9 protein-coding genes are annotated in these 13,458 nt (G+C 38.7%); 5 read left to right on the forward strand and 4 right to left on the reverse strand.

Annotation, left to right across the window (positions count from 1 at the left end):
• Positions 1-22: 22 nt before the first annotated feature.
• The 4 genes from nrfD to Sdiek1_RS14615 form a co-directional block, all read right to left on the reverse strand.
• Positions 23-1,189 (reverse strand): NrfD/PsrC family molybdoenzyme membrane anchor subunit, encoded by a 1,167-nt coding sequence (nrfD, locus tag Sdiek1_RS14600; RefSeq protein WP_226372211.1) that lies wholly within the window; start codon positions 1,187-1,189, stop codon positions 23-25.
• A gap of 9 nt (positions 1,190-1,198) precedes the next feature.
• Positions 1,199-1,762: a 4Fe-4S dicluster domain-containing protein gene (locus Sdiek1_RS14605; RefSeq protein ID WP_087439769.1), complete on the reverse strand. Its 564-nt coding sequence runs from the start codon at positions 1,760-1,762 to the stop codon at positions 1,199-1,201.
• 2 nt (positions 1,763-1,764) lie between these two features.
• Positions 1,765-4,104 carry a molybdopterin-containing oxidoreductase family protein gene (locus Sdiek1_RS14610; RefSeq protein WP_087439770.1) on the reverse strand — a complete coding sequence of 780 codons (2,340 nt, stop codon included), beginning with the start codon at positions 4,102-4,104 and terminating at the stop codon, positions 1,765-1,767.
• Positions 4,105-4,544: 440 nt separating this feature from the next.
• A complete protein-coding gene (locus tag Sdiek1_RS14615; protein WP_087439771.1) occupies positions 4,545-5,246 on the reverse strand; it encodes a methyltransferase domain-containing protein in 702 nt (233 codons plus the stop codon).
• Between the two features lie 152 nt (positions 5,247-5,398).
• Here Sdiek1_RS14615 and Sdiek1_RS14620 point away from each other — a divergent pair, with 152 nt between their 5' ends.
• The 5 genes from Sdiek1_RS14620 to secG all read left to right on the forward strand — a co-directional run bounded on the left by Sdiek1_RS14620 (position 5,399) and on the right by secG (position 13,455).
• Positions 5,399-7,108 (forward strand): FecR family protein, encoded by a 1,710-nt coding sequence (locus Sdiek1_RS14620; protein WP_087439772.1) that lies wholly within the window; start codon positions 5,399-5,401, stop codon positions 7,106-7,108.
• Positions 7,108-8,412: a porin family protein gene (locus Sdiek1_RS14625; RefSeq protein WP_087439773.1), complete on the forward strand. Its 1,305-nt coding sequence runs from the start codon at positions 7,108-7,110 to the stop codon at positions 8,410-8,412. Before Sdiek1_RS14620 ends, Sdiek1_RS14625 begins: the two co-directional genes overlap by 1 nt.
• A gap of 3 nt (positions 8,413-8,415) precedes the next feature.
• Complete coding sequence (locus Sdiek1_RS14630; protein WP_087439774.1) at positions 8,416-10,632, forward strand: CHASE2 domain-containing protein; 2,217 nt, start codon at positions 8,416-8,418, stop codon at positions 10,630-10,632.
• A 2-nt stretch (positions 10,633-10,634) separates the two neighbouring features.
• Complete coding sequence (locus Sdiek1_RS14635; protein WP_087439775.1) at positions 10,635-13,031, forward strand: HD domain-containing phosphohydrolase; 2,397 nt, start codon at positions 10,635-10,637, stop codon at positions 13,029-13,031.
• Positions 13,032-13,119: 88 nt separating this feature from the next.
• Positions 13,120-13,455, forward strand: a complete 336-nt coding sequence (secG, locus tag Sdiek1_RS14640; protein ID WP_087439776.1) for a preprotein translocase subunit SecG — start codon at positions 13,120-13,122, stop codon at positions 13,453-13,455.
• Positions 13,456-13,458 lie beyond the last annotated feature (3 nt).

Here is a 13,458-nt window from a genome sequence, read left to right on the forward strand (position 1 = left end):
TGGTTACTGGCTATTGTTAACTTTAATGAGTACTTGTTTCATCCAAATTAAATATTTTATCGGCAAGATAATACATAAACAAAGCCAAGCCAATACCACCAAATCCAATTGCAAACTCAGCCGCAGAAGGGAAGTACTCTACAAATGTAGGTGCTAGTTGGTATTCTGAACGTTTGAGCATTGTCATAGGATAGAGTAATGTGTCATGAACCAAGTCATAGCGCATAAAGAAAATACCCACCATACCTGATATAGAAGCATACACCGTTGCTTTAATGGCCTTTGCATTGCTGACTAAGATAATCGTAAATGGTATTAACATACCTAAAATTAACTCCCCAAACCAAAAAGTAGGACTTTTCGTTGCATGCAAAATAGTTTCTGCTCGCTCTGGCATATCTCCATACAGTGCTGTTATGATTTTCCATGCTTCAAAGAAGATCAGTACGGCTAAAAGCATGCCTAAAATTTTTGAAAGTTTGACAAGCATCACAGTGATTTTTTCAGGAAAATTCATTTTGTATCTAAATCCATACATTAAGAAAACTAAGTAACATCCTGTGATCATGGCAGAAAGAATGAAATAGACAGGATAAAAAACACCATTGGCAGAAGGTCTAGAGATCAAAAAGCCAAAAACAGCGCCAAGATTTGAGTGTGCTGCAAGACCGACTAAAAGACCGCAAATACCAAAGATTTTAGAAAAAGTATGATTCACTTTAATCGCTAGAAAGAAAAATTCTAAACAGATAAACGTAAGGTAAAGACCATACAAGGTTCCCATCCACCAAATAGCTGAAGTCAAACCTGGGGTTAAGACATTGTAAATCAACATTGTCATTGGGTGACCGATTTCTAAGCCAATAACGGCAAAACCTGAACTGATTGTGATAATTGCACCTGCAATGGCACGCTTACCAATTTGCTGAAACTCTGGAATTCCAAAAACATGCCCAATCGAAGAGATAATGCAAAGACCTGTACTGGAGACCACAAAGAAAACATACATTGCGATGAGTAACCCCCATGGATGTTGCCTCGTGACATTGTAAACATGGTGTCCATGTAAGATATACGCAACCGCACCCGCCATAAACGCGGCAAGAAGGGCTACGGTTGTAACTGCCATCACCACATTCAGGGGCGTTTTTTCAAAATAAAAGAGTTTTTTCAAAGAAATTGTTTGCATCATAAACTCCTACAATATATAAAATAGTTTTGGTTTAGTACCCAAGTGACTTTTAACTTGGCGGTACTCTTTATTCACAAGTAACTGTGAAATTTCGCTATTTGGATCATCCAAGTCACCAAATACTCTGACTTTTGTCGGACACGTTGCTTGACATGCTGTCGTTGTTTCACCATTGGCAAGCCTAGTATCCGAACAGAACGTACATTTATCAACCGTATTGGTTCGATTGTCAACATAACGTGCATCATAAGGACATGCATTAATACAGTAGGTACACAAAATACATTTGGTTGGATCAACCATAACCATGCCATCTTTACTGTAATAGGTTGCATTGGTCGGACAGACTTGTTGACACGGTGCATTGTCGCAATGTTGACATTGACTTGGCTGATAGGTTTGAGAAGCGATAGAGATATTGGGAAATTGTCCTTCTGCCTCTTTAACACCTACCCAAATGCGATAATGATCGGGTAAGAGCAAAACACCATTTTCTTCTTTACATGCACTTTCACATGCTTTACAATTAATACAATTATTGTAATTTAGTGCCATTCCATAACGTGCCATAATCAAACCTTTCTAATTTCTACAATTGTGTCATGAAGACAAGAAGCTCCATGCATTGGCTCCATGCTATCTTCAATAATTGCTGCATCATTGCCGCCATTATGATATGCACGCGTTAATGCTTCAGAGTAATTACCAAATCCATGGATAAAGAAGAGTGTATCGGGTCCAATTTTCTCTGTTGGATACGCTTTAATCGTTGTTTTACCCACTTTACTGACGACTTCAATTTTATCACCAAATTTGATACCCATTTTTTCTGCTGTACGTTTATTAATCCATGCAAAATTTTCAGGGACAAGATTGAGTAACATGCGATTGTTCGATGTACCAGATTGTGTAAATTGGGCATGGCGACCGGTTATAAATCTAAATTTACCAGCAGGAACTGCCATTTCATACTCTTTTTTCCATACAGGCATCGCATCAATACCTTTTTTAGCAAGTGCTGGGACTGAACACTCAACTTTACCTGATGGCGTAGCAAATTTAGTATTCCTTACAGAATAAGCGCGTTTTGCATCGGGATAGTATTCGTAGTCATTCACACCCGTTTTTTTGAAATATTCATTCATATTAGGATAGAAAACACCTTTTTCTTTTAATATTTCTGCGGCACCTTCATACTTAGCAACAGCATGTTCATTCAGCTCTTCTTGTGAAGAAGCAAATGGCTTGGTAAGATCAAAATCTCCATATACTTTATCTTCGCCATCATCTTCAATGGATGATTGCACATCTTCATCGTATTTTTTTGTGATTTCAAACAGTGGTTTTGAAAGTTTTGCGCTGAGTCCACGCATAATTTCCATAATCGGCTTACTCTCAAACATAGGATCAACCACTTTATTGCGTTGTGCTATAGAAGGCTCAATACCCCCAAAAGAGACAACAGGATCGGTTCGCTCTAAGTAAGTACACTCCGGTAAGATAACATCACTGAGCATCACGGTATCACTTGGCATCGTATCAATCGTAACGACTAAATCCAAGTTTTTAAGGAACTCTGCTGTTTTAGCATTGTTTGGCATATTTTGCATAGGGTTATGTTTGTAGTTAAACAGTGCACGAATCGGATAGGGGCTTCTTTTTTCTAACACCATGTTTCTAAAAGCGACCCATGAACCAGAACCACCCACAACGGCTGCTTCATCTTTTTCAATTCTTGGTTTTGCTTGTGCATACATGGGAGAAGGAATTTCATGCTCGACGAGCGCTAAACTTTTACCAAAACAGATACCGCCTTTAATATCAACACCACCACCCAATGCGCTAAAGATCGCTTGAGCACGACGCAATTGGAAATCATTTTTAGACCATGTCGTACGTCTTCCTTGGTAGTAAATTGATTGAGGCGCATTCACCATAAAATCACGTGCAACTTGGTAAATATCAGCAGCTTTAATACCCGTAATTTTTTCAGCCCATTCGGGGGTATAGTTGTTACTTAAAATATGTTCTTTATAGGCATCAAAACCATTAAAATAGTTTTCAACAAATGCTTTATTGTAAATCTCTTCTTTGATCGCAACATAAGTGAGTGCTAGAACAAAGGCTAAATCAGTTCCAACATTAATAGCAAGCCATTTGTCACTTTTGGCTGCAGTATTGGTAAAGCGAGGATCGACGGTTACGAGTTTTGCGCCACGACCTTTGGTTCGTTTGAAAAAATCCATGGTATCGGGAGTCACAATAGCTTCCGCACGATTGGCTCCTGCCATAATGACATACTTAGCATTGTCCAAATCGGCTTGACCATAGCCGCCAATGGTGAGTGAATACCCTGAAACGGTTGTTGCAAGACAAAGACTTGCATGGTTAAGAAAATGAGAAGAGCCAAACATTGTAAAGAAACTTTTAAACGTATGTTCTGCCATACCTTCACCTGCACAAAAAGCTACCGTTGAACGGTTATCTTTTTCTTCATCTAAAATCTTGGTGAGTTTTTCATTAATGTAAGCATACGCTTCATCCCAACTGACACGCTTAAACTTACCACTCCCTTTTTCTCCATCACGAATTAACGGATACTTCAAGCGATCAGGATCGTACAGTGCTTGAATACCTGAATTGCCTCTTGCGCAAAGCATATTGCGTGATTTTGGAAAAAGTGGGTTCGGATCAAGTTTTTCAACGACTCCATTGTGTACATGCGCAATGGCTGCACATTTATTAACACACATCTCACATAATGTTGCTACTCTTTTATCTTCATTGCCAACTTTTTTGGCTGGTGATGTAGCGCTCGCCATAATGGAAGAGGAACTAAGGCTCACTCCGCCAGCGATAGACATCGCTACACTCCCTTGAAGAAATCTCCTTCTCGAGATCTCTACTTTCATCGCGTCTCCTTGTTATCTTTTACCTTTAAGTTTCGTACTTTCAAATAATGTCAAAAAGTACGTCTTTCTAACTCCATTGTAAAGGTTAAATCTTATAAATAACTTACATTTTTGAATGAAGATTGCCCTAAAAATAGGATATACGGTGCAAATGCCCTATTTATCGAAAGATGAAGATTGAAAAAAAATAAAAAATTTTTCTCAAAAGAAGGTAAAAAGTTAATTTTAATTGACATTTAGTAAATTATTTTTTCACTTTTTATGAAAAAATTGGCAAATAAGTAGTCTATTTTGTTTAAGTTTATTTAACTAAATAGCAGTTTTATGGGCATTTCTTTTACTAATTATAATAATTATAATTAGTAAAAGAAATAATTATTACGCCACAATAATAGTTAAATATTTTTTACTATTATAATAGTAATAATTAATTTATATAATTAAGCTTCTTTGGGCGTACCCCAAACAAAAAGCACTTCAAATTCAAGATACTCATGCGGATAATTTTGAATCAATGCTTTGGTTTGTGTAACGTTTAACCTTCTTTGCCCACCACTGACACCACTTTTTTTGATGTAGCGAAATTTTGAAAGATTGTCATCAAAAAAGAGGCGAAACGTTTTGATTTCATAGTTACATGTAAAATGGGTTGCAAATATTTCGACTAAGTTTTGTGCATTGGGTAAAAAGGTAGGGAGATGACTCATCGCATAGATGGTTTCAAAGGTTTTATCGGTAAAAATGGCAAATGCTCCCTCTTTACATGTAAAGACCATTTGAGAGATTAACGTTTCAATATCATTGGCCCATTGCAACGCAGAAGAAGAGACCAAAAGATCGTAGGGTAGTGTCAATTTCGAAAGTAGTGTAGGCGATTCAAAATCCTCACAGATGACTTCAACCTCGTTACCTGTAGGGTGAAGATCACACATACCCTGAGCACTATCCACTCCTGTAAAGCGCTCTATCTGCCATACAATATTTTTAAATACTGCACCACTTCCACACCCCAAATCTAAAATAGTTTTAGGATTATTCGTAATATGAGAAACCAAATAGTGCGCTATATCTTGTTGTAATGCCGTGTAGTCATCGTAACGATAGGCATTTTTCGAAAATTCTTTGATATGTTTTGCAGTCATGTTAACAGAATATCCACTCTTTTTTAAGTAAATTATACTGCCTTCTCTTTTAAAAACGAGACCTTTTACATGTAAAGGTATTTAACTATGAGCAATGTAAGTTTAAGACAACTTTTTCTACAATAAATGATCATAAAAACAAATGGGTAAAAATGTCTAAATGGTGGCGTTTAGGTATTTTGATGTGTCTTCTAATAAGCACACCGGTCTGGGCAGCTATCGGTAAAGTTTCGCTTTTAAAGGGTGAAGCCATTGCCAACCGCGATCAAAAAATAGTTTCACTTACCAGTGGAGCAGCACTGGAAGAACATGACATCATTACAACACGCGCAAATAGCCAAATTCAACTCACGTTTGAAGATAAAACGGTCATAACCTTGGGTAGCGAGAGTGTATTAGATATTAAAGAGTATCTCAATGATGCCGAACACCCTAAAGCAAAATTCAAATTTAGCCAAGGCACTTTTAAAAGTATCACGGGACAAATTGGTAAAAAAGCACCTGAAAATTTTAAACTTGAAACATCCACTGCCACGATTGGTATTCGGGGTACAACCGTTGCAGGTACAGCTGCTGCAGAAGGTTCACAAAATACTGTAGAACTTCTTGCATGCCTTGATGGAGAAATTGTTGTTTCGAATAATCATGGTAGTGTTATTATAAGCTCGGGATACTTTACACTCGTAAGTCCAAATATGCCGCCACCGCCGCCTGTAGTTATGACGCCACAGCAAATACAGCAGTTGTACCAAGGGGCAATCAATGCACGACCACCATTGCCAGAGCATGAACAAAATGAAGCTGAAAATACACCACCTCCGCCATCACCACAGCAACAAATTCAACCACCCTCTCCTACTATGCCAGCATTAGCAGAGCAAGCTTCTCAAACCAATACTTCAACCAATATCGCTCACGCTATCACTAATCATGTAGAAGAAATTTTCAACAACAATGGAAACAATGGAAACAATGGAAACAACGGAAATTTGACATATCCAACCTTTAATCCACCACTACAAGCGACTTCCGATGCGTCTGGCATCATTAATCTCGTTGGTATGGCAACTTCCACATACACTCAAGATGGTATGACGTTAACCAGTGCCACAGATACTTTGACACTCAATCTTGATACGAGTGATGATAGTATCACCACCGATAGCTCTATTTTATTGGATCGTGGTGATGTTAACTACCCTGTATCTTTAGCTAAAACCAAAGATTCCAATACAATGACCTATAAAGGCAATGATAAATTTTCTATCAAAAATTTTGATAACCAAGACGGATGGATGCAAACCGAAAATACCTATACCAATGACTATGTTTCATGGGGGTATGACTGGGCAATGAAAATCAACAATGACAGTAAACTCCTAAGCAGCACTAACTATTGGGTTGCAGGTAAAAATGTAGATGCCGATACCGCCAATAATTATATTACCACTAAAATTCACGAGACATCCACCACATCCTATGCCTATAATGGTCATGTTATCGGGTCGGTCAGCGATGGAGTCAACAACTACAGCATTAACCCCACCAACAACAATGATGTCAAATTAAATTTTAATTTTGGGGCGGGGAGTGGTAGCCTCTTAAATACCAGTTATATTCAATTCCAAACCAATCAAACAACTCCTCAAACATGGAAAATTTCCCCTTCTGGCACGATTGAAGGAGGAAGTTTTAATCTTCAAAAAGAAGCGAATGTGGCTATTAATGGTACTACTAATAATGCTAGCCTCAGCACCATTAGAGGTCAGTTCTATGGTAATGAGGTTCAAGCCGTCGGTGGGACATTTAATGCAACAGCGGGCACCAATACCGCTACTGGCGTTTTTAAGGCGGTCAAATAATGAAACTCTCACATATTGTGCTCATTGCTCTTCTTGGGACACACCTTTTGGCACAAGAACCAACATCTGGAGAACTTTATAGTTCGGCTCAAAAAGCCTATACTCAAAATGACTTTGCTACGGCATATTCACTTTTTGAACAGCTTTTTGAACAAACACCCAACAACGCCGAAATTAACTTTTTTGTGGGACGATGTGCCTTAGAACTTCGTCATTATGACGAGGCTGTCGCAGCATTTGATCGTGTGCTAATTCTCAACCCAAAACACACACGCACTCACCTTGAAATGGCACGCCTCTACTTTGAACGCAAACAGTTAGAGCTTGCACAAAGTGAACTTGACCTCGTCTTGAATGAACAACTTCCTAGCGATGTACGAGACTCCGCTATGGCATTTAAACACACCATTGATGAAAATCTGAGCCGCCATCGCTTTGGAGGAGCCCTCATTGTAGGTGGAGGATACGATAGTAATGTCAATAATGATATCGGCGCAAAACAGTTCACCATACCCGCTTTAAATATCCCGATCTCAGGTAATGCAAAAAATGGAGATGGCTATGGTTTTTCAACGTTTGTTTTCAACCACAGTTATGACTTTGGTGATCGCGGTGGATGGAGTTTGGAAAATAGCTTCATAGCTTACGATAAACTCTACTCCCAATCGAGCCTAAACAACCTCGTTCTCTTTTCACTCTCAAGTGCACCAACATGGAGTGAAAATAAAACCACCGTAGCACTTCCTGTCACATTTGATCGTGTTTATATCGATGGCAAAGGCTATCTTGCCAATATTGGAGCAGGCGTTAAAAGCAGTTATCTTCTTGACCCGCTCTCTCAAATTGAGGGGGGCTATAGCTTTAAGCGAGGGTATTATCACGATGAGACATACGATGTCAATGCACATCTGCTCTTTATCAATTATCGACGTATCATCGGCGAAAACCTCTTTGCATTAGGACTTCATACCAGTTATGGCATTAACAAAGAAGTAGAGTCTGTGCGCACCGATGTGCAAGATAAAGAGTGGAAATACGGGCTTGATCTCTCTAAAGAATTTACCAAAGATTTTAGAAGTTCTTTAGGTTATACCCGCACTTCAACCAACTATGACGATGTGGATACTATTTTCTTGACTAAGCGCCAAGATGACAAAGACCAATATGAACTCTCTTTTGGCTACACACTCCAAAAGAACCTCTCTTTAGGAGCCAGTGTCATGTACAGTAACAATCACTCGAATCACGATCCTTATACTTACGATAAGATAAACGCACTTGCTAGCATTATGTGGGCATTCTAGCCTATGCGTAAAAGCCTACTTCAACTCCTTTTTACCTTTATCGTTATGGCAGGGAGTGTTGTAGGCTATCTTTATGAAAGCTCCTTTTGGCTTCCTTTTGAGTATAAAATTAAAGATAGGATGCTGCAAAGTAGAGGTGAAATCACAGGCGATGAAAATATTGTGATTATAGACATCGACGAAAAGAGTCTCAAGACATTGGGACAATGGCCTTGGAGTCGCGATAAAATAGCAAGACTTTTGCAAAATCTCTCCGATCTTGGCGTTGCCATTGTAGGACTCGACGTCGTTTTTGCTGAAGCTGATAATAGCTCCCCTCAAAAAGTTTTAGCACAATTGGGATTGCCCCATAAAGATGTGCCTGATTATGATACTATTTTTGCCGAAACGATTGCGCATACACCTACCGTTGTGGGCTATGTTTTTGCGCTCACACCTGACTCGATCCAACCAGAAGGCAATCCAAAATCAGCGGCAATTCTTGTAGAGCAAAACCGCCCCAAACGCTCTTCTTTGATTAAGCCATACCGTGCCATTCTCAACATTCCTCAGATTCAAAAACAAGCTTACTCAAGTGGCTATTTCAACACGATTCCTGATAACGATGGCATCGTACGAAGTGTTCCATTAGTGATGGAATATGATGGTGTTCTCTACCCCTCTTTGAGCCTAGAAATGGTACGCATTGCGCTTGGTGAAAAAAAAATCAACATTGTGTATGATGAAAATGGGCTGCGCCAAATTGAAATTGGTGAACATATTATTCCCACAGACTTTTTTGGACGCTTAATGGTGAACTATCGCGGAGGTCAAAACAGCTACCGCTATATTTCTGCCATTGATGTCTATAACAACCGTGTTGATCCTTTACATGTAAAAGATAAAATAGCCCTTTTAGGCACTTCTGCAGCGGGTCTTTTGGATCTAAGAAGTACACCATTTGAAAGTGTCTACGCAGGGGTAGAGGTTCATGCCAATGCGATTGATAATATGCTCCATGAAGATTACATTTCACAACCTATTTGGGCGCGCGGTGTCGATCTACTCAGTATCGTGATACTTTCAATCGTTACCTTGGTGGCGTTACTGGTTCCTAGTGCATTTTTTAGTTTTATCGCCCTTGTGATACTTAACCTCATCGTCGTCATCACGCATTACTATTGCATGGTATATCAAGGTATTTTACTCAATACGATTTTGCCGCTATTTGCCATTAACATTCTCTTTATTGTGGGACAAGCCATGAACTACTTTTTGGAAATTCGTCAAAAAGAGCTTATTAAACATAAATTTTCAAGTAAAGTCAGCCCTGCCGTTATGAACAATATTCTCTCTAGTGGAGACGATATTCTACAAGGTATCGAAAAAGAGATCACCATCTTTTTTTCCGATTTACGTAACTTTACAGGTATTTCAGAAGCAGCAGGTGAGCCAAAACATCTTATTCACCTAATGAATGCCTATATGGATCCCATGAGTCAAATTATCATTCACCAAGGAGGCACAGTCGATAAATTTATCGGCGATGCGATTATGGCGTATTGGAATGCACCTATTAGCACCCCTAATCATGCGGATAAAGCTGTCACTGCTGCACTCCAACAACTTCATCATCTCAAGGCACTCAATGCCACTATTCGTACCAATCCAGAGTTTGAAACCATTACGGCCATGGCAGATCAAAAAGGAGTGCCTATTATCGATATTGGTATTGGTATCAATACAGGTGTTGCCATTGTTGGGGAGATGGGAACAAGCAATAGAAGTGATTATACGGTCATTGGCGATCCCATTAACCTAGGCTCAAGGCTTGAATCATTATGCAAATACTATCATTCGCACCTCACTATTTCCCATTTCACCAAAAATAAACTCAAAGGTGCTTACCTCTTTCGCTTCTTAGATTTAGTAACCGTTAAAGGCAAACATGAACCTATAGAAGTATGGCAAATCCATGATTTTGATACACTCCAAACCGAGCCGCTTTACGCAACATCGTATGAAGAGCTCCAAGAGGAATTACGTTTACACCACGAAGCCATTGAACTTTATAGAAAAGCTGATTTTACTGAAGCACTCAAATGTTTTGAAGCATTGAATCGAAGAGAAAATAAAACCAATGAGGCAATCTATCCTCTGTATATTGAACGCTGTTTGCACTATATCGCGTTTCCACCTTCTTCATTTAATGGTGTTTTTGTACACACCACCAAAGGATAACGATGAGTTTAATTCACATTCTAGGTGCAAACGGAAGTAGATCTAAACAAAGTTTTACAACCTGTATCCAAGTCACGCCCAATACAATCATTGATGCTGGCAATATTATGTATGCTCTAGGCACTGAAGCGTTACATGTAAACCGTATTTTTTTCTCACATGCACACCTCGATCACATTATAGACAGTGCTTTTCTTATTGATAATTTTTTTACACAACGCAAAGAGACACTCTACCTCTATGGACTTCCCCAAACCATTAAAGCTATCAAAAAACATCTTTTTAATGATATGGTCTGGCCAGATTTTAGTAAAATCAATCTAACACATTGTGAATGTCCTGCTATCACCTATATTGAGATAGAGCCCTATAAACGTTATTTCATTGAAGAGAACATTACACTCACTCCCATTCCAGCCAATCATGCCGTACCCTGTTGTGGTTATATCATTGAGCAACAAGGAAGCAGCATACTCTTTTCAGGCGACACTTTTCACAATGAAGCGCTCTGGAATATCCTTAACGAAAACCTTTCCATCAAAGCACTGATCATCGATGTCTCATTTCCCAATCAGCTCTCTCATGTCGCAGCTGAAAGCAAACATCTCACACCTCATTTTCTTCAAGAGGGATTAAAGCGGCTTAAACGTGATGACCTCCATCTCTACATTAACCATCTCAAGCCTTTCTACGCAGACCTGATTGTCAAAGAATTGGAAGATATGGGCATTGCAAAAAAATCCATTTTGTGTGATGGAGAAAAAATAGATATCGCCACTGGTTTACTACACCAAATGATGTCTAGCCATACCAATGATGAACGTGTTCAAAAATTAACGCAAATTGGAACCGCTCTCTCTGCCAATGAAAGCCTTGAAAATCTTTTAGAAATGATTGTCACGGAAGCCAAAAATCTTACCAATGCCGATGGGGGAACGCTTTATTTATTAGAAAAAAATGAACTTCGTTTTAAAGTCATCCAAACGGACTCTTTAAAGATTAAGATGGGCGGTACAAGTGGAAAAATTACATGGGCACCTTTGCCACTCTACCTTGAAGATGGAACGCCCAATAAAGCGATGGTAGCGGCAACCTGTGTTTTAGAAGATCGCCTTGTTAATATTCCCGATGTTTATGAAGCAGTAGGATTTTCCTTTGAAGGAACCAAAAAGTTTGATCAAGGAACAGGCTATCGCTCAAAATCCATGCTAGTTATTCCTCTCAAAAACCATGAATACGAAATTATAGGTGTGTTGCAACTGCTTAACAAGCAAAATGATTATAAACAAGAAGTCATCCCGTTTAACAATGAAGATGAAAAAATTACTTTATCGCTCGCTTCACAAGCGGCAATCGCTATTACTAATACCTCGCTCATTCAAGGGCTTGAAAATCTTTTAGAAGGCTTCCTTAAAAGTATCATTTTTACGATCAGCAAAAAATCACCTTATACTGCTGGGCACATCAAACGTATGGTCAAACTCAGTGTCATGCTTGCCGAAGCAATCAATCGCGATACAATCACATACGCCCATAAGCATTTTAATACCGAAGAGATCAAACAGATCAATTTTGCTGCCTTAATGCATGACATTGGAAAACTGGCTTCACCCGAACACATCCTCAATAAATCAACCAAATTGGAAGCATTATGCGACCGTATTGTGCTCATTGAGAGTCGTATTCAAACGATTGAAAAAGCTTTACATGTAAAACTTCTAGAAGACAAAATTGCTCTTCTAGAAGGTAAACAAATAGGTGATGTAACAACTTTAGAAAAAACATATGAACAGCAGATTAAAATGCTCCGTGAAATCTTTTTACTTCTCCAATCAAGTAACAATGGAGAACAGTTTCTCAGTGATGAGAAAGCTGCAAATATTAAAGCTATCGCTGAGCATCCATGGCATATTGGGAATGAAATCTATACAATTTTAACACCTGATGAAGCACATCATTTGAGCATACAAAAAGGAACGCTAACCTCAGAAGAGCGTGAAATAATTAACAATCATGCGAAGCTCAGTATTGATATTCTAAACCGCCTTCCCTTCCCTAAAAAATACCAACAAATTCCGCAAATTTCAGGGAATCACCATGAAAAGCTCAATGGAAAAGGCTATCCCCAAGGACTTAAGGGAGATGAAATTAGCTTTGAAGCACGTATTTTAGCCATTGCTGATATTTTTGAAGCCTTAACAGCAAGTGATCGCCCCTATAAGGCGGGTATGCCCCTCTCCACGGTTATGAAAATTCTTTATACCATGGCACAAGCAGGTGAATTGGACAAAGAGTTGGTCAAGTTTCTCTATACATCAAACATCTATCTTGAATATGCAAAAGCTTTTTTACCCGAACGTTGCATTGATGAAATTACGGTCGATTTTAACATGTTATAAGCGCTTTTCAACTGGTTAAATGATTTTTTAACCCATTTTGGATATAATCCTTAGTTCTACATTATTTTGAAAACAAAGGACATCTCTTATGACCACCGTTTTACTGGTATTACAATTTGTATTTACCGTTATTTTAACTGTTTCTGTACTCCTTCAAAAAAGTTCATCTATTGGTCTTGGCGCTTATAGTGGAAGTAACGAATCTCTCTTTGGAGCAAAAGGTCCAGCAGGATTTATGGCAAAATTTACATTTGTTATGGCAATCTTTTTCATTGCAAATACCCTTGCTTTAGGTTATTTTTACAACCAAACTAAAAAAGTTTCCATTGCTGAAGATATCAAAATTGAAAAAAGCGTTGTTCCAAGTGTTCCAGCTCCTGTTACAACAGCTCCATCAGCCCCAGAAGCTCCTAGCGCTAAATAATTA

Source organism: Sulfurospirillum diekertiae (assembly GCF_002162315.1).
GTDB lineage: Bacteria > Campylobacterota > Campylobacteria > Campylobacterales > Sulfurospirillaceae > Sulfurospirillum.